The organism is Lysobacter korlensis (genome assembly GCF_042434515.1).
The window spans coordinates 1095152-1116485 of sequence record NZ_JBHLTG010000001.1 but is presented as its reverse complement, the minus strand read 5'-3'; the positions used below and the strand labels follow the sequence as shown (position 1 = coordinate 1116485).

Here is a 21334-nt window from a genome sequence, read left to right as displayed (position 1 = left end):
CGCGCCGATGCCTGGAAGCCTTCGCGCCACGCCGTCCCTGCCCGCCTCAGCCGCGCTTTTCGCTGCCTTCGATCACTTCGGGTTCGCGCGTGGCGGCATCGCGCCATTCGCGCATACCGGGCAGCGCATTGATGGCCTGCATGTACTGCATGCAGGTCTCGTCGCTTTGCACGCCGTAGCCGTCGAACCGGATCACGACCGGCGCGAACATCGCATCGACGATGCCGAACCGCCCGCAGAGAAACTCGCCCTCGTCCGCGTGCCGCTTGCGCAGTTCGCACCAGAGCTGTTGCACGCGGTCGATGTCAGCCTGGGCAGCAGCATCCCAGCGGTAGCTATCAGGCGTGCGCCGCGAATTCATCGGCAGCTGGCTGCGCAGTGCGGCGAAACCCGAATGCATCTCGGCCGCCGCCGAGCGTGCGAGCGCGCGGCTGTCGACGCGCTCGGGCCATCCGCGGCCATGCAGCCAGCGGTCGTTGACGTATTCGCAGATCGCGAGCGAATCCCAGACCACGAGCCCGCCGTCATGCAGCGCCGGCACGCGCCGCGTCGGCGACAGCGTACCGATGCGCTCGGCGAACCCGGGCGTATCGAGCGCCAGTTGCTCTTCCCTGAACGCGATTCCGAACTCGCGCATCAGCAGCCACGGCCGCAGCGACCAGGATGAGTAGTTCTTGTTGCCGATGACCAGGGTGGCGAGCGCTTCGCTCATGCGAGTTTTCCGTTGATGGGAATGGAATGGGGTTCGTCGACCGGCTGCAGCGGGGGCGGCGCCGTGATCGGAAGCGACTGCACGATATCGCGCGCGGCAGGCAGCGCGGCCTCGGGCACGCAGACCGCCACCACGCCGAACAGTGGCAGCTCCCCCATTCCCCCAATCAGCGCTTCGCCGCGCAGGAACACCGGCAGGCCCGCGTCCTCGAGCGCATGCCGCACGAGATGGGCATCGATCAGGTTCGCCGCTTCGTAAACCACTCGCATGGCACCGCTCCGTACACGTCGATCGACGCGGTAACGCCACCTTACGTGGCACATACCCGCGCGCGCATGAAGGGCCATGACGACAGCCCGCTTCGCATCGACCGGCTAGACTTGCGGTTTTCCGCCCGGCCCCACCGCGCAATGTCCGCTTCTTCGTCCGCTCCGATCGCCACCGTCCCGTCCGCCGATGCCGGCGGCACCGAATCCGTCGTGCGCAACGACTTCATCCGCCAGATCGTCCGCGAGGACCTCGCAAGCGGAAAGCACGACGCGATCCGCACGCGCTTCCCGCCCGAGCCGAACGGCTACCTGCACATCGGCCACGCGAAGGCGATCTGCCTGGACTTCGGCCTTGCGCAGGAATTCGGTGGTGACTGCAACCTTCGCCTCGACGATACGAACCCGGCGAAGGAAGACCCCGAGTACGTGCGTGCGATCCAGGACGACGTGCGCTGGCTCGGTTTCGAGTGGCACGACCTGCGCCACGCGTCGGATTACTTCGAGGTGTTCTTCCTCGCTGCCGAGAAGCTCATCCGCCAGGGCGATGCATTCGTCGACGACCTCACCGCCGAACAGGTGCGCGAATACCGCGGCACCCTGACCGAGCCCGGCCGTCCTTCGCCCTACCGCGACCGCAGCGTCGAGGAAAACCTCGACCTGTTCCGCCGCATGCGCGCGGGCGAGTTTCCCGATGGCTCGCGCACGCTGCGCGCGAAGATCGACATGGCGAGCGGCAACATCAACATGCGCGACCCGGCCCTGTACCGGATCAAGCACGTCGAGCACCAGAACACCGGTAACGAATGGCCGATCTATCCGATGTACGACTTCGCGCATTCGCTCAGCGATGCGATCGAAGGCATCACCCATTCGCTGTGCACGCTCGAGTTCGAAGACCATCGTCCGCTGTACGACTGGTGCGTCGACAAGGTCGACCTGGCGAATTCGCCGGAGCTGCTCGAGCCGCTGCTTCGCAAGGGCCTACCGAACGAGGCCAGCAAGCCGCGCCAGATCGAGTTCTCGCGCCTGAACTTCAACTTCCTCGTGATGAGCAAGCGCAAGCTCATGGCGCTGGTGCAGGCCGGGCTCGTCGATGGCTGGGACGACCCGCGCATGCCGACGCTGCAGGGCATCCGCCGCCGCGGCTATACGCCGTCGGCGCTGAAACTGATGGTCGATCGCGTCGGCATCAGCAAGCAGAACTCGCTGCTCGACATTTCGATCCTCGAGGGCGCGCTGCGTGACGACCTCGATGGCGCGGCGCAGCGCCGTATGGCCGTGATCGATCCGCTGAAGCTGGTGATCACGAATCTGCCTGACGGTCACAGCGAGTCGCTGACGTTCTCGAACCACCCGAAGGACGAGTCGGCCGGCACGCGCCAGGTCCCGTTCTCGCGGGAGCTGTGGATCGAGCGCGAGGATTTCGAGGAAGTGCCGCCGAAGGGCTTCAAGCGCCTGACGGTGGGCGGCGACGCGCGCCTGCGCGGCGCTGGCATCGTGCGCTGCGATGAGGTCGTCAAGAACGAGGCCGGCCACATCGTCGAACTGCGCTGCACGCTCGACCCCGAATCGCGCCCCGGAATGGAAGGTGCGAATCGCAAGGTCAAGGGCACGATCCATTGGGTCAGCGCCGCCGATGCGGTCGAGGCCGAGATCCGCCTGTACGACCGGCTGTTCGTCGTACCCGACCCCGATAGCGACGAGGGCGGCAAGACCTACCAGGACCACATCAATCCGGACTCGCGCCGCACGGTGACCGGTTACGTCGAGCCCGCCGCGGCCCAGGCGGCGCCGGAGACGTCGTTCCAGTTCGAACGCATCGGCTATTTCGTCGCCGACCGCTACGACCACGCGCCGGGCCGACCGGTGTTCAACCGCAGCGTCACGCTGCGTGACGTCTGGTCAGGCAAGGTTTGAGCCCCCGCCAAGGAGCCTGCACATGCGCGTTCTGAGCCGTTTCTTTGCTCCCCTGCTGATCGCGACGCTGCTCGGCGCCGGCTGCGCCGCGCCTCCGCCGGACTCGGCAGCGCTTGCCGGCGCGCCCGGCACCGAAGACGCCCGCGCGGCCACGCCACCGGCGCGCACTCGCCCGGCCCCGCCGATGAGCGACCCGCTGCCGCCGCAGCAGGTGCCGGATATCCGCCCGACCGGCGCAGCGGCGCCGAGCGATTCGCCCACGCTTGCGGCGCTGGACCGCAGTTGCCGCACCAGTGCGGACTGCGCGGTGAAGGATGTCGGCAGCTGCTGCGGCTACAAGCCGGCCTGCCTGAACACCAACGCCAAGCCCGACCCCGGCGCCGTCAAGGCGCAATGCGCGCAGCAGGGCATGGTGTCGACCTGCGGGTTCGAGGAGATCCAAAGCTGTGCCTGCGTGCAGGGCCGCTGCGAATCGGCCGACGCGGGCGCCGCGATCCGTTGATGGCGGGCCCGACGATGCTCTACGCGCAGGTCCACCTCACGCTGCCGGCGTGGATCCACGAACTCGACACCGCCCGCTCGTTTGCGACCGACACCGACAAGGTCGCATTCGCGATCGAGCTGTCGCGCCGCAATATCGAGGCCGGTAGCGGCGGCCCGTTCGGCGCCGTCGTGTTCGATGCGACCGATCGCATAGTCGCGGTCGGGGTCAACCGGGTGTTGCCGCACGCGTGCTCGGTCGCACACGCTGAAATCATGGCTTACATGCTTGCCCAGCAGCGCACTCAGCGCGTGCGCCTCAACGAGGGCGCGAACGGCGAAGCGCTGGGCCCGATGACGCTGGCCACCTCCTCGCAGCCGTGCTGCCAGTGCTACGGAGCGACGGTCTGGGCCGGCATCGACCGCCTGCTGATCGGCGCCCGCAGCGAGGATGTCGAGGCGCTGACCGAATTCGACGAAGGCCCGCTGCCGGCCGACTGGGTCGGGGAGCTCGAACGCCGCGGCATCGAGGTCGTGCGCGACATCGCCCGCGCCGACGCCTGCGGCGTGCTGCGCACGTACGGCCAGCTTGGTGGCCCGTCCTACTGATTTACTCCGTTTGCCCCCTGCGAGCCTGAAGCGCGGCCGTTAGGTCACGCGCTGCACGGCCAATCCACGTGGCTGAACCGGCAGGCAGGGCACGAGTTGCCGTGCCTCCCGACGGCCCGGGCTCGAACCCAATCAGGAGAAACGCATGAGGACGACGAAACTCGCCGCCGTGGTGGCAACGCTGCTGTGGCTGCCGGCCACGGGCATCGCGAAGCCCGCGCAGCCATCGACGGTGAACCAGTGGAACCAGGCGCTGCTGGAAGCGATCTCGACCACCGGCACAGGCCCGACCGTCGCCTCGCGCGCACTCGCGATTGCCCACACCTGCATGTTCGACGCCTGGGCCGCCTACGATCAGACCGCGCGCGGCACGCAGTTCGGTTCGCACCTGCGCCGCCCGCGCGCCGAGCACACGCTCGACAACAAGCGCGCCGCGGTGAGCCACGCCGCATACCGCGCCGCGCTCGACCTGTTCCCGAGCGAGAAGCCGCGCTTCGACGCGCTGCTGCGCAAGTCCGGCCAGCGTCCGGACCTGTCGAACGGCGACGTCACGAAGCCGGCCGGCATCGCGAACGTGGCCTGCGGTGAAGTGCTCGAAGTCCGCCACCGCGACGGTTCGAATCAGCTCGGCGATCGCGGTGGCGCGCCGTATAGCGACTACACCGGCTACCAGCCGGTCAACAGCGAGACCCACGTCTTTGATCCTTCCCGCTGGCAGCCGCTGCGCGTGCCGACCTACGACGGCCGCAGCACCTACGTGCAGAAGTTCCTGACCCCGCAGTGGGGCTGGGTGCAGCCGTTCGCGCTGCGTCCCTACCGCAGCTACGGGCTGCAGGCGCCGCCGCGTTACGGCTCGGCCGAGTACGAAGCCGAGGCCCGCGAGATCGTCGAGATCAGCGCGCGGCTGACCGAGAAGCAGAAGGTCATCGCCGAATACTGGGCGAACGGCCCGCATTCGGTCACCCCTCCGGGCCACTGGAACATGTTCGCGCAGGTCGTGTCCAAGCGCGTCCGCCGCGGCATCGACGGTGACGTCAAGCTGTTCTTCGCGCTCAACAACGCCCTGATGGACGCCGGCATTTTCGCTTGGCGCAGCAAGGTCGAGCTCGACTACGTCCGCCCGATCACCGCAATCCGCACGCTCTACGCCGGCAAGACGATCCGCGCCTGGGCCGGGTTCGGCCGCGGCACGCAGGAGATCGCCGGACATACCTGGTCGCCGTACCAGCCGGCGTACGCGATCAGCCCGCCGTTCGCCGAGTGCGTCTCCGGCCACAGCACGTTCAGTGCGGCCGCGGCGCAGGTGCTGCGCACCTACACCGGCAGCGACCGTTTCGAGTACTCCGCTGTGGTGCCGGCGGGCTCGTCGCTGGTCGAGCCGGGCCTGGTACCGGCGCGCGACGTGAAGCTGCACTGGGCAACCTTCAGCGAAGCGGCGGACGAAGCCGGTTTCTCGCGTCGCTATGGCGGCATCCATTTCTCGATCGGCGATCTCGAAGGCCGCCGTGTCGGCCGTGTGATCGGCAAGCAGGCGTGGCAGAAGGCCCGCAGCCACTTCGGCGGTCGCCAGGGCGGCTGACCTCATGACGGCGCCGCCTGCCGGGCGGCGCCGTCGATTGCCAACACCTGTCCGGCGCGATCCCCGACAATGCCTGCCCGGCCGACCGGCGGCCGCGTCCCGGATCCAACAATGAATCACGACCGCAGCGGCGGTGATGCACTTGTCTGCTACTGCCGGGCGGGCTTCGAGCCCGAGCTCGCAGCCGAGCTCGGCGAGCGGGCCGCAACCAGCGGCTACGCGGGCTACGCGCGGACCGAACGCGGCAGCGGCTACGTCGAGTTCGTGACCGACGACGCGCGCGCCCTGTCGCGCGCGCTGCCTTTCGCACAACTGATCTTCGCGCGGCAGAAGCTGCTGCGTTTCGCGGACCTGCGCGACCTGGACCCGCAGGACCGGATCGCCCCGATCCTTGCCGCCCTCGACAGCTCGGGCATGCCGAGGATGTTCGGCGAGTTGCGGGTCGAGCACCCCGAGTCCGATGCCGCCAAGCCACTCGCCGCGCTTGCCCGCAGCTTCGGCAATGCCTTGCGCCCGGCGCTGCGCAAGGCCGGCTGGCTGACCGCGCAGGACGATCGCGGGCGGCCGCGGCTGCATGTTGTGTTCCTTGCCGGTGACCACGCGATGCTGGCCAGCGCGCACCCCAGCGACAGTTCCCAGTGGCCGCTCGGCATCCCGCGCCTGCGCATGCACCCGAGCGCGCCCAGCCGATCGGCGCTGAAACTCGAAGAAGCCCTGCTGACTTTGCTCGACGACGGCGAACGCGAGGCGCTGCTGCGCGACAACATGCAGGCGGCCGACCTCGGCGCGGCGCCCGGCGGCTGGACATGGGTGCTGATGCGCAATGGCATGAAGGTCACGTCCGTCGACAACGGGCCGCTGCAGCAGGCGCTGCTCGACAGCGGCCGGGTCGATCACCTGCGCGCCGACGGGTTTTCATGGCAGCCCAAGCGCAGGCTGGACTGGATGGTCTGCGACATGGTCGAACAGCCGCGCCGGGTCGCCGAGCGCATGGCGACCTGGATCCGCGAGGACTGGTGCCGGCAGACGATCTTCAACCTCAAGTTGCCGATGAAGAAGCGTTGGGACGAGACCCGGCTGTGCCTTGAGCTGTTCGAGCGCGAGGCCGGCCGCCCCATGACTATCCGGGCGCGCCAGCTCTACCACGACCGCGAGGAGATCACCGTCTTCGCCACACCCGAGGCCTAACCGGACGTTCAGCGCGCGTTTGCAGCTTTTTACGCGAAATTGACGACAGCAGGCCTAGCGTCCGCGGACCTTTCCACACATAGAGGTCCAAGGCATGAAGATCACCCCGAGCGTGTTGACCGTCGCCCTTGCGGCTTCGATCGCGATGAGCGGCGCCGCTCTCGCGCAGAACGCGACCGACACCACCGCCCAGAAGTCGACGAAGTCCGCCAAGTCCGCCCAGACTGCGGAACAGATCGCTGAAGAAGCGCGCAAGGACGCGGCCAAGGCGACGACGGCCGCAGTGGCCGCCGAGGCCATCCGCCAGAGCGGCGCGGCGACCCCGGCCGGCGCGGTCAAAGCCGCGGTGACGGCGAACGTGGCCGAGAATGCCGCTGAAACCGCGCAGGTTGCCGCAGCGGTCGCCACCGAAGCTGCTGAGAACGTCCAGGAAGCCTCCACCGCCTCGGGCACGGCGCCGCGTCCAGACGCGAGTGCAGCTCGCCAGACCGCGCGCGAAGCCGGCGCAGTGGCCGATACCGCCGCGACCCGCGCAACGGCTGCAGCCGGTGCAACGGCCCAGGCCACGGCCGCCACGTCGGCCGAGCAGCAGCAGACCACCACGTCCGGCGACACGCAGCAGTCGGGCTCGCAGGACAGCTGGTCGACCAACCGCGCGAACTCGGCCGCTGGCACCACCGGCGCTGCCGCTCAGATGGGCGCGTCGCAGGGCAGCGCCACCGGGCAGAACGCAGCCGAGCGCGCCGCGAACGCCCAGTCCGGCATGCAGGGCGGCGCAGCCGGTCACTCCGGGGTGAATGCGGGCGCGACCGGAAGCACTGCAGCGAGCGCCGGCTCGGCCAACGGTGCGGCATCGACCTCGGCCTCCGCCGACCACGACGCCGAGTTCACCCGGCTCGACAAGGACCGCAGCGGCCAGCTCGGCCGCGATGAGGTCACCACGGTGCGCGAACTCGTCGACCAGTTCGACACCGTCGACAAGAACCGCGACGGCTCACTGGACCGTGGCGAACTGCACGCCTGGATGTCGACCCGCCGCTGATCGCGTCGGGACCGATGGGTCACTGATGAACAGAAAGCCCCGCTCCGGCGGGGCTTTTTCTTTACAGCCCGGCCGCGTGCCGCCAGAGCGCGTGCGACAGCATTGGCAGGCGGCCGGCGATGCCCAGCAGCGGGCCGCGCAGCAATGTCGGCACCAGCGCGTCATTCGAAAACAGGCGGTTGAGGCCGTCGAACGAATACGCGGCCAACGCGTTCTCGCTGCGGCACTCGCGGCCCCAGCGCGACAGCCGCGCCTCCAGCGAAGCCGGCTCACGCACCTGGCCTCCTGCAAGCGCCGCGCGCAGGCGGCCGACGTCGCGCAGCCCCAGGTTGACGCCCTGCCCGGCTAGCGGATGCACAACATGCGCGGCATCGCCGACGAGCACCAGCCGCCCGGCGACGGGGCGTTCGGCGAGCTGTCGCGCGAGCGGAAACGAAGCCCGGCGCGACACCGTAACGGCCCGGCCGAGACGACCACCGAGCGCCTGTTCGAACGCGCCCAGGAACTCCGCGTCACCGGCCTCGAGCAGGCGGGCGGATTCACCGTCAGGCAGCGTCCAGACGATCGAGCTGCGATGACCTTTGCGCACCGCGCCCGGCGGGTCGACGAACGGCAGCACGGCCACCGGACCGCCCGGCAGGAAACGTTGCCAGCAGGTCGCCTCGTGCGGCTGCTCGGTCTCGACGTACGCCACCAGCCCGGACTGGCCATACGCATGCGGCGGGGCGGCGATGCCGGCCAGCGTTCGCATCGGGGACGCGGCGCCATCGGCCGCGACGACCAGCCGCGCCCGCAGACGCAGTCCGCTTTCGAGCTCGATCGACGCGGCCTGCTCGTCCTGCGAAAAGCCGACGACCCGGTCAGGACAGTAGCGGTCGATCCCCTCCGTCGCCACGGCCTGCCAGAGACGATCGACCAATAACGAATGCTCGACGATCCACCCCAGCTCGCGGCGGCCGAACGCATCGGCGTGGAACGCGAGCTCGGCACCGCCGGCCGCGTCCCACACGCGCATTGACCGGTACGGCTGCACGCGCCCGACCTGTACTTCGCGCCAGACGCCCAAGGCATCCAGCTGCGCGGCATTGTCGGGCGCGAATGCGTAGACGCGCAGGTCCGGCTCATCGACGCGCCACCGCGGCGGCTCGCTTGCCTCGACCAGCGCGACGTGCAGCCCGTCGCGCGCCAGGCCGAGCGCAGCCGCAGTGCCGACGACGCCGGCCCCGATAACCACCGCATCGAACACGTCGCGCCGGCTCATTGTTCACCCCTGCACAGCGCCGGCACATGCCCGCGATACCCCATCGCGCCGCCGACCAGCGCACCCTGCAGCGAGCCAAGTCGATCGGCCGCCAGCAGGCCCAGGCCGCGCAGCGGGCTCAGCCACGCCTCTTCGCGCGCAGTCAGCCGCACCAGCCCATCGCTGAACGCGAGCGTGCGCCGGCGGTCTTCTTCCCGCAGCGCCGCGTACCGCTCGAGCAGGCCTGCGGCTCCCACGTCCGGTCCGGGTGACGAGCGCCGCTCGCCATCGATCAGTTCTGCAAGCGTCAATGCGTCTCGCAGCCCGAGGTTGAACCCCTGCGCCCCGATCGGATGCACGGTCTGTGCAGCGTTGCCGACCAGAACCGCACGCGGCGCGGTGAGCGAGCGTGCAACCGAACGTACCGCCGGATAGCGGCCACGCGGCCCGCAGGCGAGGAAGCGCCCGACCCGCCAGCCGAATGCCTCCTGGGCGCGCGACAGGAAAGCACCATCGTCGAGCGCGGCCACCTCGTCGGCATGCTCGCGGGCAACCGCATGCACGAGCCCGAAATGCCGGTCGCCGCGCGGAAGCAGTGCAGTCGGGCCCTCGGTGCCGAAGCGTTCGTAGGCGGTGCCGTCCGGGGGCTGCGCCGCGCGCAGGCGCGCGATCAGCAGCGTCTGCCCGTAGTGATGCGTGTCCACATCGATGCCGAGCGCCGAACGCGCCGCACTGTGGCTACCGTCGGCCGCGACCATCAAGCGCGCGCGGACGACGCGGCGGCTGCCGTCCGGCAGCACCAGTCGCGCCGCCCGGGCATCTCCGCTTTCCCCATCGAAGCCGTCGAACCGCGCCGGCCGATACCGGTGCAGCCGCGGAAGCTCCGCAAGACGCGCCTCGAGGGCGCCGCCGAAATCACGCGCGACCACGACGCGGCCGAACTCGCGCCTGCCGTAGTCCGAAGCGCGCAGCACGACGCGGCCGAAGTCGCCGCGCCGGCTCACGTGGATGCGCTCGATCGACCCACCGGGCGCGCGAAGGTGGCGCAGCACGCCAAGCGCCCCGAGCGCGTTGACGGTCGCCTCCGCAAGGCTGAGGTTGCGCTCGTCGAACACCGCCGGCAGCGCGTCCGAAGCCGCCGCCTCGACCAGGCCGACGTCGAGCCCCGTGGCCTCCAGCGCGATCGCCAGGCTGGCACCCACCAGCCCGCCTCCGATGATGAGGATGTCGTGCACTGCCGCGTTGCCTGATTCCATCCGGGCATGATACGGCCTCGCCACGGGCAGTCCGTTAGAATGCCCGGCCGCCAGCGCACTGTGCCGCAGCGCCGTTCCGGAGTACCGAGTGAGCCCGATCGCCGAGCGAACCCTGATCCTGACCCTGCTTGCCGCGACGATGGTGGCCACCCGCGGTGCCCATTTCGGAGCGTTGCCAGACGCCTCATGGGCGGTGTTTTTCATCGGCGGCTTCTATCTGTCGACCTGGACTCGGTGGGCATTCCCACTGCTGATGGCGCTCGCCGTCGTCGTCGACTACGTGGTGATCAGCCGCAGCGGCATCGATTTCTGGTCGCACTACTGCGTCTCGCCCGCGTACTGGTGCCTGATTCCGGCCTACTTCGCGATGTGGGCGGGTGGGCTGTGGCTGCGCCGGCGCGAAGTCAACGTCGACCTGCGTTCACTCCGCCTGCTGGCCGGCAGCCTCGTGGTCTCGGTCGTCGCCTGCCAGCTGGTCAGCCAGGGCAGCTTCTACTGGATCTCGGGCACCGTCGCCGAGCCGACGCTCACCGGCTGGTGGAAGAACTACACCGACTGGCTGGGCCCGTACCTGTTGACGGCCGCGAAGTTCACCGCGGTCGCGGCCGGCCTCCATGTCGTCTCGGTGCAGGCTTCGCGCCTGCGCGGCGGCGCAAACCTCCAGGCGTCCTGATGGGCAATCGTCTTTCGAAGATCTACACACGCACCGGTGACGACGGCACGACCGGCCTCGGCGACGGCAGCCGTGTCGCGAAGGACTCGGCGCGGGTTGCCGCCTATGGCACCGTCGACGAAGCGAATTCGGCGATCGGGCTGGTGCTGGCAAGCGAGGTCCCTGACGAGGTCCGCACGTTGCTGACCGCCGTCCAGCACCAGCTGTTCGATCTCGGCGGCGAGCTGTGCATCCCGGGCCACGCGGCGATCACCGACGCCGATATCGAACGTCTCGAGCAGCACCTCGATGCCTTCAACGAGCCACTGCCGGCGCTGAAGGATTTCATCCTGCCCGGCGGCGGCGAAGCGGCCGCACGCTGCCACATCGCGCGCACGGTCGTACGCCGCGGCGAACGCGAAGCGGTCGCACTGTCGCGGCTCGAGCCGGTACGCCCGGAAGCGGTGCGCTACCTCAACCGCCTGTCGGACCTGCTGTTCGTGCTCGCCCGCGTGCTCGCACGTGCGAGCGGGCATGGCGAGGTCCTGTGGAATCACGAACGTCGCAAGGCCTGACATGCGCATCTATACGCACGCTGCATGCATCAACCACGCACCGGGCCCGACCCACGCCGAACGCCCCGACCGCCTGCGCGCGGTGACCGAGGCGTTGCGCGCTGCACACGGTGATCTCGAATGGCTGGATGCGCCGGTCGCCGATCGCTCACAGCTGCAGCGCGCGCATGACGACGCGCTGATCGCGCTCGTGCTCGACACGCCGGCCGAGCACACGGTCCAGCTCGACCCGGACACCTGGCTGGGGCCCGGCTCGGCCGAGGCCGCGCTGCGTGCGGCCGGCGCCGGCATCATCGCAGTCGATGCAGTGCTCGGCGGCGAGACGCTGCGCGCGTTCTGCGCGGTGCGCCCGCCGGGACACCATGCGACCGGCCGCGAAGTCATGGGTTTTTGCCTGTTCAACAGCATCGCGGTTGCCGCGCTGCATGCGATCGAGCATCACGGGCTGGAGCGCGTCGCGATCTGCGACTTCGACGTGCACCACGGCAACGGCACGCAGGCAATCTTCGAGAACGACCCGCGCGTGCTGTTCATCAGCTCGCACCAGCTGCCGCTGTATCCGGACACCGGCTACGAGCACGAACGCGGCGCCGGCAACATCATCAATGCGCCGCTGCCGCCTGGCACCAGCAGCGCGGGCTTCCGCGAGGTGTGGCAGCGTGACCTGCTGCCGGCGCTCGACGGCTTCCAACCGCAGCTGCTGATGATCTCCGCGGGCTTCGACGCGCACCGGCTGGACCCGCTCGCGCAGCTCGAACTCGAAGGTGAGGACTACCGCTGGCTGACCCGCGAACTCGTCGCGATTGCGGAACGCCACTGCGGCGGGCGCATCGTCTCGATGCTCGAAGGCGGTTACGACCTCGACGCCCTGCGTGAATGCAGCGTCGCCCACGTGGACGCCCTGCGCGGCCGCTGAGCCTGGCGCCGCACCCGCTCCATGCCCGGCTGTCCGGACGGCCCGTCCGGCCGCGGGGCTGCGTCATGCCGAGGTAGCCGCATCACCCGCTGCGCTCGCGTTGCCGGGGTGGAAGCGATGCGGCAAGCTAGCCGCCCTATCGGTCCGACGGATGTCCGCGTGCGCCCTACCTTCCGCCTGCTGCCGTTGTCGTTGTGCATAGCGCTGGCACTGCCCGCGTTCGCAGCGGAGGATGAACCCGAAAACTGGGCCCTGTGCCCGATCCGCGACGCGGTGCCGGCGTTCGATGACGCCCGGTCGCCCGCCAGCGACCCGGCCCTGCGCACCGAGCAGCCGACCGACATCGAAGGCGACGAGCTCCAGGGCCAGGAAGACCAGAACACGCTGGTGCAGGGCAATGTCCGCCTGCAGCGCGGCGACCAGTTCCTCGGCACCGACAAGCTGACCTACAACAGCGACACCGGTGAGTACGTCGCCGAAGGCAGCGTGCGGTACCAGGACTCGGGCATGCGCATCATTGCCGACCGCGCCGAAGGCAACCAGGAAGCGGACACGCACCGTATCTCGGAGCTTCGCTACCAGCTGACCGAGCGTCGCGGCAGCGGCGGCGCGGACAGCATCGTGCTGAAGGGTGACCGCGGCGCGCTGATCGGATCGACGTACTCGACCTGCGATCCCGCGCAACGCGTCTGGGAGCTCGAGGCCGACCGCATCGACATCAACACCGCCGAGGGCATGGGCATCGCCCGTGGCGCGAAGCTGCGCATCGGCAACGTGCCGGTCCTCTACGTGCCGTGGTTCATGTTCCCGATCGACGACCGCCGCCGCACCGGCCTGCTGTACCCGTCGATCTCGATGTCAGGGCGAAACGGCCTGGACTGGCGCCAGCCGATCTACTTCAATCTGGCGCCGAACTACGACGCGACGCTGTACCCGCGCCTCATGAGCAAGCGCGGCGCATTGCTGGGCGGCGAGTTCCGCTGGCTCTATCCGCAGGGCCAGGGCACGGTGTCGGGCACGTTCATGCCGAGCGATCAGCTGCCCGAGAATGATCCGGACCGTTACCTGCTCCGCGACCCGAACGGAAATCTGGTTTACGACACGAGCGGCATTCCGATCCGTGACCCGAGCCCACCGGACGAAAACCGCGGCCAGTTCGCGCTGAATGCGCTGCACACGATCGGCTCGAAGTGGTACGCGACCGCGAACCTCGGCTGGGTCAGCGACACGCATTACCTCGAGGACTTCAGCAACAGTCTGTACGGCGTGTCGACCTACAACCTGCGCAGCGACATCGGCGTCTACGGCCGCGGTCGCAACTGGGAAGCGAGCATCACCGCCGACCACTACCAGCTGTCCGACTACACGCTCGGCGAGACAAGCCTGCCGTTTGACCGCCTGCCCCGCGCCTATGGTCACTGGGCTGAGCCGTTCTTCGGCGGCCTCGTGGAGGTCGGCCTCGACGGCGAGGCGGTGCGGTTCGAACATGAGGTGTTCGACGCCGGCAGCCGCGTGGACCTCAAGCCTTATGCAGCGATGTCGCTCGAGGGCGCCGCATGGTTCGTACGGCCAAAGCTGGCTTGGCGCTATACTGGATACGAGCTCGACGCGGGGCGCGCGCGCAGCATCGCCGTCGTGCGGGCGGCCGACTTCTACCGCGTTGCGCCTACAGACCTGACCGAAGAACAGATCGCCCAGTTCTACAACGAGTCACCCTCGCGCACGCTGCCGATCGGATCCGTCGATGCCGGCCTGTACTTCGATCGCGACACCGTAATCCGTGGTGACCGCTACCTGCATACGCTCGAGCCGCGCATGTACTACCTGCGCGTGCCGTACGAAAACCAGGACGACCTGCCGCTGTTCGACACGGCGCCGATGACGTTCAGCTGGGGTCAGTTGTTCCGCGACAACCGCTACACCGGGCCAGACCGCCAGACCGACGCGAACCAGCTGACGCTCGCGGTTACGACCCGGCTGATCAGCGAGGACGACGGCCGCGAGCGGCTCGCCGCGAGCTTCGGCCAGATCCAGTACTTCGACGACAGCCGGGTCACGCTGGAAACGGGCCAGCCCATTGCAGTCGAGCGCGGCAAGTCCGCGTGGATCGCCGACGTCAGCGTGTCGCCGAGCGACCGCTGGACCATCAACGCTGCCTACCAGTGGGACCCTAAGTTCCGTCGCGAGGACCTGGCCGCGCTGCGTGCGCGCTACCTGATCGGCGACGAGGGCATCGTCAACCTCGGCTACCGCTACCGGCGCGACCTGATTGAACAGGTCGACTTCTCGTTCCTGTACCCGGTCAACGCGAACTGGAGCCTGGTCGGGCGCTATTACTACTCGCTCGACAAACGCAAGGAGCTGGAAACGATCGCCGGCGTGCAGTGGGAAAGCTGCTGCCTCGCGGTGCGCCTGCTCGGACGGCGCTACCTGCGCAACCGTAGCGGCGACCTGAACAACTCCCTCCAGCTGGAAGTTGAACTGAAGGGTTTGGGCTCGGCCGGGCAGAAGACCGAGCGCGTTTTACGCCGTGCTATTCTCGGCTACGACCGCGACGACCTCTACCTCGTCCCGCCGTCCTCGGTGATTCGCAGCCCGGGTGTCGACGGCACGGCCGCCCCCTCTCCCGATCCGACCCTATGAAGACACTTTTCGCGAAGAAGACGCTGCTCGCGTACGCGCTGGCCACGGCCGTGCTGGCCGGGCAACCGCTGCTGGCCCCAACCGCATTCGCCCAGCAGCTGCAGCCGATCGACCGGATCGTCGCGGTGGTCAACGAGGACGTGGTGCTGCGCAGCGAGCTCGACCGCGCTGTTGCCAACATCGCCGCGCAGTACCAGGGACGCGAAAACCAGCTGCCGCCGCGTGACGTGCTTGAACGGCAGGTGCTCGAGCGTCTGGTGCTGCTGAAGCTGCAGGTGGCCCGCGCGCAGGAAACCGGAGTGCGCATCACCGACCAGGAGCTCGATCAGGCGATCGGCGCGATTGCGGCGCAGAACCGAATCAGCGTCGACCAGCTGCGTGAGCAGCTCGCGCGCGACGGTATCGCGTTCGCGGAATTCCGCAATTCGGTCCGCGAGGAACTGCTGACCCAGCGCCTGCGCCAGCGTTTCGCGCAGAGCCGCGTCTCGGTCAGTGAAGCCGAGATCGATGCCGCGCTCGCTTCCGAAGCGAACGCCGGCACGCAGTACCGCCTTGCCCACATCCTGGTCGCCCTGCCCGAGGGCGCCACGCCCGAGCAGATTGCGACCGCGCAGAAGAAAGTCGCCGGCGTGAAGGGCCTGATCGACCGTGGCGAGATGGACTTCGCAGCCGCGGCCGTACGCTATTCCGACAGCCCGAACGCACTTGAAGGCGGCGACCTCGGTTGGCGCAACCTCGATGAAATTCCTAATGCGTTCGGCGAGCTGATCCGCGACATGAAAGTGGGCCAGGTCAGTGCGCCGCTGCGCGGGCCGAGCGGCTTCCAGCTGCTGCAGCTGGTCGAGACCCGCGATGCCTCGCAGGCCGCTCCGCAGACCGCGACCCAGGTGCAGGCCCGCCACATCCTGGTGCGCGTCGACGAAGACACCACGAACGAGCAGGCCAAGGCGAAGATCGACACGCTTGCCGCGCGCGTTGCCGGCGGTGCCGATTTCGCCGAGCTGGCGCGTGAGCACTCCGAGGACCCGAGCACGCAGGGCCGCGGCGGCGACCTGGGCTGGTTCGCTCCCGACCAGTTCGGGCCGGACTTCGCGGCCCCGGTGAAGGCGCTGTCCGACCAGCAGGTGTCGAAGCCGTTCCGCACCCAGGCCGGCTGGCACATCGTGCAGCGCCTCGGCAGCCGTGAAGCCGATGTCGGCGCTCAGAACCGTCGCGCCCAGGTCGGCGAGACGATCGGCCGCCGCAAGCTCGAGGACGAGTGGAACCGCTTCCTGCGTGAACTGCGCGGCGAGGCGTACATCGACGTCCGGACCGGCAATACCGAAGCCCCGGCGGAAACGCCGGCCAGCGGCGGCTGAGTGGACCTGCTCCGGCTCGCGCTGGTGCCGGGCGAACCGGCCGGCGTGGGCCCGGAGCTGTGCGTGCGCCTGGCCCACGAGCCGCGCGACCACGCGCTGGTCGCGTTCGGCGATGCCGACACGCTCAGAGCCGCGGCCGACGCGATCGGCATGCCGCTGCGGCTGGTCGACCCGGATCAGGCCAGCACCCGCGCTGGCGAACTCGCACTGACTGAAACCGCGAACGCGATACACCCGGCGTTCGGCACCCCCGAGCCTGCCAATGCAGGTGCCGTCATCGACGCACTGCAGCGCGCCGCGACCGGCTGCATGCAGGGCGACTTCGACGGGCTGATCACCGGCCCGGTGCACAAGGCCGCGATCAACGAAGGCGGCATCGCCTATTCGGGCACCACCGAACTGCTCGCCCGCCATGCCGGCTGCGACGTGGTGATGATGCTCGCGAACGATATCGTCCGCGTGGCGCTGGTCACCACGCACCTGCCACTACGCGAAGTGCCGGATGCGATCACCGAGGACACGGTGACGCAGTGCCTATGCATAACCGCGGCCGCGCTGCAGCGGGACTTCGACATCGCCCGGCCTCGCATCGCCGTGCTCGGGCTCAATCCGCACGCGGGTGAAGCCGGGCATCTTGGGCGCGAGGAAATCGATGTCATCGAACCGGCGCTCGAGCGGCTGCGCGCCCACGGCTTCGATCTCATCGGCCCGCTGCCGGCCGACACCGCGTTTTTGCCTGCGAAGCTGCATGGCTTCGACGCGGTGGTCGCGATGTACCACGACCAGGGCCTGCCGGTGCTCAAGTACAGCGGCTTCGAGCAGGCGGTGAACCTCACTCTCGGCCTGCCCTACCCGCGCGTGGCGGTCGACCACGGCACCGCGCTCGACCTGGCCGGCCGCGGCGTCGCCGATCCGTCCAGCCTGTTCGCCGCGGCGCGCACCTGCGCCCGCATGGCACGCGCGCGGCGGGCACGCGGGCCTGCCATCCACGCATAGCGACAAACCCGACGCGACACTGCGGTAAGCGTCGCCGATAATGCGGCATGACCCGCGCATCCTCTTTCAGCGAGCCGCCGAAGAAGCACCTCGGCCAGCACTTCCTGCACGAACGCGGGATCATCGACGGCATCGTCCGTGCGGTGGACCCCAAGCCCGGTGATCGACTCGTCGAGATCGGCCCAGGCCAGGGCGCGATCACGTTCCCGCTGCTGGAACGGCACGGTGCGATGACCGTGATCGAGTTCGACCGCGACCTGATCGCGCCATTGACCGAGCAGGCGAAGCCACGTGGCGAGTTGCACGTGATCCATCGCGACGTGCTGTCGGTGGACTTCACCGAGCTTGCCGGCGACGGCCCTGCGCTGCGGCTGGTCGGCAACCTGCCCTACAACCTCTCCTCGCCGATCCTGTTCCACGTGCTCGACCACGCCGCCGTGGTGCGCGACATGGTCTTCATGCTGCAGAAGGAAGTCGTTGACCGCATGGCCGCCGACCCCGGCAGCAAGGTCTATGGCCGCCTCAGCGTGATGCTGCAGGCGTACTGCACGGTGACGCCGCTGTTCGACGTGCCGCCGGGGGCGTTCCGGCCGCCGCCGAAAGTCGACTCGGCGGTCGTGCGCCTGGTACCGCGTGCGCCGCAGGACATCGGCATCGACGACGCCACGCTGTTCGCGCACGTCGTGCGCGACGCGTTCGGCCAACGCCGCAAAACGCTGCGCAACGCGCTTTCGCGTCAGTGCGATTCCGCTGCAATCGAAGCGGCGGGCATCCGGCCCGATGCGCGCGCCGAACAGCTGCCGGTTGCCGACTTCATCCGGCTTGCGAACTCGCTGACCGGTGCCGCGGCCAGCGAGTAGCACGCGGAGCATCCGCTTAAAGCTGGGGCCGAGTGCAGTGCGCATCGGCCGCGGCCCGCTATGCGGGATCAGTGCGAAGACGCCGGCATCACATCGATTGCATCTCCTGCACGCCTGCGACACGTTCACGCCGTAAACTGACGGCATGGAACACCGCAGCCTCTATCGTGTCGATGTCGATGTCGCCACGCGCTACCTCGACCAGCAATCGGAGCCCGAACGGCGCCGCTACGTGTTCGCGTACACGATCGACATCCACAACACCGGCAAGGTGCCCGCGCAGCTCGTCGCACGCCACTGGATCATCACCGATGCGAACGGCAAGGTGCAGGAAGTGACGGGCGAAGGCGTGGTGGGCAAGCAGCCATGGCTGCAGCCCGGCGAGCACTTCCGCTACACCTCCGGCGCGATCCTCGAGACCGACCTGGGCCTGATGCAGGGCAGCTACGTGATGCTTGCCGAAGACGGCACCGAATTCGAAGCGCCGGTGCCGGTGTTCGCGTTGACCGTGCCGCGCACGCTGCACTGAGGGCCGTCGATGGCGATCTGGGCAATCGGCGACCTCCAGGGTTGCTACGACGCGACGCAGCGACTGCTCGAACGGCTGCGCTTCGATCCGGCCTCGGACCGGCTGTGGTTCTGCGGCGACCTCGTCAACCGCGGTGGACAGTCGCTGGAAACGCTGCGCCTGGTGTACTCGCTGCGCGAAAGCTCGGTTGTCGTGCTCGGCAACCACGACCTGTCGTTGCTTGCGATTGGCGAGCGGCGCGAGGACGAGCAGCGTAAGGTCAATCCCGATCTGCAGCGCGTCGTGCTGGCCGACGACCGCAAGGAGCTGCTGGGCTGGCTGCGCATGCAGAAGCTCGCGCACGTGGATCGCAAGATCGGCTGGATGATGGTGCACGCGGGTCTTGCGCCGAAGTGGACGACGCAGCTGGCCGAGCGCCACGCGCGCGAGGTCGAGGAGCGCCTGCAGGGTGAGCAGTACGGCCGGCTGCTGAAGAACATGTACGGCGATGGGCCTGCGTGGAACCCGCGCCTGGCCGGCATCGACCGCCAGCGCGCGATCATCAACGTCTTCACCCGCATGCGGTACTGCTCACCGCGCGGGCGCATCGCGTTCGAGGACAAGGGCGTGCCCGGCACCCAGCCGGCCGGGCTCTACCCGTGGTACGAGGTGCCGGGGCGCGCCGAGCGCGATCTGAAAATCGTCTGCGGCCACTGGTCGGCGTTGGGCCTTTTCATCGGCCACGGCGTGCATGCGATCGATACCGGCGCGGTCTGGGGCGGCAAGCTCACCGCACTGCAGCTCGACACCGACGAACTGCGCGTCGTGCAGGTGCCCGGCCGCGACGTACCGGCCCAGCCGCCTAAGGCGCGCCCGCCGCGGCCTTCGCATCCACAAGGCCGCCAACCGCGACCCGCTGATCGCCCTCCGCGGCGTGCGGACAACGGCAACGGCAACGGCAACAACGGCGCGCCGCAGCGCTGAGTGCCAACCGCAGCAGCGTCTGACGCTGCCGATTTGCAACAGCGATTTGCACCCGGGGCGACGAGTCAGCGCGACCCGCTCCGTGGCCCTTTCGCCCGCCCGATCGCCACAACGCATCGCGTTGACCCATACAAGTGCCCGGTCTCAGCCGGCTGCGTTTCCTCAACGCTGCGCAATCGCAACCGCCTCACACTTGGAAGGTGCTCGCCGCACATCCAGCCGCGCGATCAGCGCTCGTAATCGACGAACTCGAAGGAGAACGCGTGCTTCGCGTCGGCCGCGTGGAACTCGCGCGAGGTCTCCCTCCACTGCGACACGTCGAAGCGCGGAAAGTACGCGTCGGCGTTCTCGACGCATGTGTCCACATACGTCATCCGCAGGTGCGTGGCATGCGGCAGGCACAGCGAAAACACCTCGCCCCCGCCGATCACGCACAGCTCGCCGGCCTGCCGCCGGCGGGCGACATCGAACGCTTCGTCGAGGCTGGAGACCGGAGTCATGCCCTCGAACGGCACCCTGCCCGTCCGCGTCAGCACGAGATTTTCGCGCCCCGGCAGGGCCCGGCCGAGCGACTCGGCGGTCTTGCGGCCCATCAGCATCGGCCTGCCCAGCGTCAGTGCCTTGAAGCGCTTGAGGTCGTCCGGCAGACGCCACGGCAGGTCGTTATCGCGGCCGATGGCGTAGTTGCGGTCGATCGCCGCGATCAGGCTGATGATCAATGCCGGAGTTCCGGGTTGGACCGCGCCCGCAGCATCAAACCGCGACCGGCGCCTTGATCGCCGGCAGCGGGTCGTAGCCTTCGATCGCGATGTCGTCGTAGGTGAAATCGAAGATGTCGCGCACGCCTGGATTGAGCTTCAGCCGTGGAAGCGGGCGAGGCTCCCGCGAGAGCTGTTCGCGCGCCTGCTCGAAGTGGTTCGAATACAGGTGCGCATCGCCGAGCGTGTGTACGAAGTCGCCGACCTCGAGGTCGCAGACCTGCGCGACCAGATGCGTGAGCAGCGCGTAGCTGGCGATGTTGAATGGCACGCCGAGAAAGATGTCGCCGCTGCGCTGGTACAGCTGGCAACTCAGGCGCCCGTTCGCGACGTAGAACTGGAACAGCGTATGGCACGGCATCAGCGCCATCTGCGGCAGCTCGGCCACGTTCCACGCGCTGACGATCAGGCGGCGCGAATCCGGGTTGCGGCGGATCTCGTCCACGACCCAGCGGATCTGGTCGATTTCGATGCCGTCGGCGCCAGCCCAGCGCCGCCACTGCTTGCCGTAGACCGGGCCGAGCTCGCCGGCCTCGTCGGCCCACTCGTCCCAGATGCTGACCTTGTTGTCCTTGAGGTAGGCGATGTTCGTCTCGCCTTTCAGGAACCACAGCAGCTCGTGCACGATCGAGCGCAGGTGCAGCTTCTTCGTGGTGACCAGCGGAAACCCTTCGCGCAGGTCGAAGCGCATCTGCCAGCCGAACACACTGCGCGTGCCGGTGCCGGTGCGATCGGACTTGTCCGAGCCGTGCTCGAGCACGTGACGCAGCAGATCGAGGTACTGGCGCATCG

General features: G+C 68.7%; 21 protein-coding genes. 15 read left to right on the top strand and 6 right to left on the bottom strand.

Annotation, left to right across the window (positions count from 1 at the left end; all coding sequences use genetic code 11):
• Positions 1–46: 46 nt before the first annotated feature.
• Together ACFFGH_RS04970 and ACFFGH_RS04965 are read right to left on the bottom strand one after the other, a co-directional pair.
• Positions 47–712 (bottom strand): glutathione S-transferase family protein, encoded by a 666-nt coding sequence (locus ACFFGH_RS04970; RefSeq protein WP_386665381.1) that lies wholly within the window; start codon positions 710–712, stop codon positions 47–49.
• On the bottom strand, positions 709–981 hold the full coding sequence (locus ACFFGH_RS04965) for a putative signal transducing protein (RefSeq protein WP_386665379.1): 273 nt from the start codon (positions 979–981) through the stop codon (positions 709–711). Before ACFFGH_RS04965 ends, ACFFGH_RS04970 begins: the two co-directional genes overlap by 4 nt.
• 141 nt (positions 982–1122) lie before the next feature.
• On the opposite strand from ACFFGH_RS04965, the gene ACFFGH_RS04960 reads away from it, so the two are divergent.
• From ACFFGH_RS04960 to ACFFGH_RS04935, 6 genes are all read left to right on the top strand, one after another.
• Positions 1123–2898, top strand: a complete 1776-nt coding sequence (locus ACFFGH_RS04960; RefSeq protein WP_386665377.1) for a glutamine--tRNA ligase/YqeY domain fusion protein — start codon at positions 1123–1125, stop codon at positions 2896–2898.
• Between the two features lie 22 nt (positions 2899–2920).
• Positions 2921–3400, top strand: a complete 480-nt coding sequence (locus tag ACFFGH_RS04955; protein WP_386665376.1) for a hypothetical protein — start codon at positions 2921–2923, stop codon at positions 3398–3400.
• Between the two features lie 14 nt (positions 3401–3414).
• The gene (locus tag ACFFGH_RS04950) at positions 3415–3987 is read left to right on the top strand and encodes a nucleoside deaminase (protein WP_386667371.1); all 573 of its coding nucleotides are present in this window, start codon (positions 3415–3417) and stop codon (positions 3985–3987) included.
• A gap of 145 nt (positions 3988–4132) precedes the next feature.
• Complete coding sequence (locus ACFFGH_RS04945) at positions 4133–5566, top strand: vanadium-dependent haloperoxidase (RefSeq protein ID WP_386665373.1); 1434 nt, start codon at positions 4133–4135, stop codon at positions 5564–5566.
• A gap of 111 nt (positions 5567–5677) precedes the next feature.
• Positions 5678–6754 (top strand): 23S rRNA (cytidine(2498)-2'-O)-methyltransferase RlmM, encoded by a 1077-nt coding sequence (gene rlmM / locus ACFFGH_RS04940; RefSeq protein WP_386665370.1) that lies wholly within the window; start codon positions 5678–5680, stop codon positions 6752–6754.
• A 94-nt stretch (positions 6755–6848) separates the two neighbouring features.
• The gene (locus tag ACFFGH_RS04935) at positions 6849–7796 is read left to right on the top strand and encodes an EF-hand domain-containing protein (RefSeq protein WP_386665368.1); all 948 of its coding nucleotides are present in this window, start codon (positions 6849–6851) and stop codon (positions 7794–7796) included.
• A 61-nt stretch (positions 7797–7857) separates the two neighbouring features.
• Here the strand turns inward: ACFFGH_RS04935 and ACFFGH_RS04930 are convergent, their stop codons facing one another.
• Together ACFFGH_RS04930 and ubiH are read right to left on the bottom strand one after the other, a co-directional pair.
• Positions 7858–9057: an FAD-dependent oxidoreductase gene (locus ACFFGH_RS04930; protein ID WP_386665365.1), complete on the bottom strand. Its 1200-nt coding sequence runs from the start codon at positions 9055–9057 to the stop codon at positions 7858–7860.
• Entirely contained in the window at positions 9054–10292 is a 1239-nt protein-coding gene (ubiH, locus tag ACFFGH_RS04925; RefSeq protein WP_386665363.1) for a 2-octaprenyl-6-methoxyphenyl hydroxylase, read from the bottom strand. The genes ACFFGH_RS04930 and ubiH overlap by 4 nt, the downstream gene beginning before the upstream one ends.
• Positions 10293–10380: 88 nt before the next feature.
• Between ubiH and ACFFGH_RS04920 the strand changes: the two genes are divergently transcribed.
• From ACFFGH_RS04920 to ACFFGH_RS04880, 9 genes are all read left to right on the top strand, one after another.
• The gene (locus ACFFGH_RS04920; RefSeq protein ID WP_386665361.1) at positions 10381–10965 is read left to right on the top strand and encodes a hypothetical protein; all 585 of its coding nucleotides are present in this window, start codon (positions 10381–10383) and stop codon (positions 10963–10965) included.
• Positions 10965–11519, top strand: coding sequence for a cob(I)yrinic acid a,c-diamide adenosyltransferase (locus ACFFGH_RS04915; protein WP_386665358.1), 555 nt, complete (start codon positions 10965–10967; stop codon positions 11517–11519). Before ACFFGH_RS04920 ends, ACFFGH_RS04915 begins: the two co-directional genes overlap by 1 nt.
• A gap of 1 nt (position 11520) precedes the next feature.
• On the top strand, positions 11521–12435 hold the full coding sequence (locus ACFFGH_RS04910; protein WP_386665356.1) for a histone deacetylase family protein: 915 nt from the start codon (positions 11521–11523) through the stop codon (positions 12433–12435).
• A 159-nt stretch (positions 12436–12594) separates the two neighbouring features.
• The gene (gene lptD, locus ACFFGH_RS04905) at positions 12595–15078 is read left to right on the top strand and encodes an LPS assembly protein LptD (RefSeq protein ID WP_386665353.1); all 2484 of its coding nucleotides are present in this window, start codon (positions 12595–12597) and stop codon (positions 15076–15078) included.
• The gene (locus ACFFGH_RS04900; protein WP_386665350.1) at positions 15075–16436 is read left to right on the top strand and encodes a peptidylprolyl isomerase; all 1362 of its coding nucleotides are present in this window, start codon (positions 15075–15077) and stop codon (positions 16434–16436) included. The genes lptD and ACFFGH_RS04900 overlap by 4 nt, the downstream gene beginning before the upstream one ends.
• A complete protein-coding gene (gene pdxA, locus ACFFGH_RS04895; RefSeq protein ID WP_386665348.1) occupies positions 16437–17432 on the top strand; it encodes a 4-hydroxythreonine-4-phosphate dehydrogenase PdxA in 996 nt (331 codons plus the stop codon). It abuts the gene before it with no gap.
• Between the two features lie 47 nt (positions 17433–17479).
• A complete protein-coding gene (rsmA, locus tag ACFFGH_RS04890) occupies positions 17480–18292 on the top strand; it encodes a 16S rRNA (adenine(1518)-N(6)/adenine(1519)-N(6))-dimethyltransferase RsmA (RefSeq protein WP_386665346.1) in 813 nt (270 codons plus the stop codon).
• A 145-nt stretch (positions 18293–18437) separates the two neighbouring features.
• The gene (gene apaG, locus ACFFGH_RS04885; protein ID WP_386665343.1) at positions 18438–18821 is read left to right on the top strand and encodes a Co2+/Mg2+ efflux facilitator ApaG/CorD; all 384 of its coding nucleotides are present in this window, start codon (positions 18438–18440) and stop codon (positions 18819–18821) included.
• 9 nt (positions 18822–18830) lie between these two features.
• Positions 18831–19784, top strand: coding sequence for a symmetrical bis(5'-nucleosyl)-tetraphosphatase (locus ACFFGH_RS04880; RefSeq protein ID WP_386665341.1), 954 nt, complete (start codon positions 18831–18833; stop codon positions 19782–19784).
• Between the two features lie 227 nt (positions 19785–20011).
• On the opposite strand, the gene ACFFGH_RS04875 is transcribed toward ACFFGH_RS04880, so the two are convergent.
• On the bottom strand, positions 20012–20503 hold the full coding sequence (locus ACFFGH_RS04875; RefSeq protein ID WP_386665338.1) for a dihydrofolate reductase: 492 nt from the start codon (positions 20501–20503) through the stop codon (positions 20012–20014).
• Between the two features lie 34 nt (positions 20504–20537).
• Positions 20538–21332 (bottom strand): thymidylate synthase, encoded by a 795-nt coding sequence (locus ACFFGH_RS04870; protein ID WP_386665335.1) that lies wholly within the window; start codon positions 21330–21332, stop codon positions 20538–20540.
• Positions 21333–21334 lie beyond the last annotated feature (2 nt).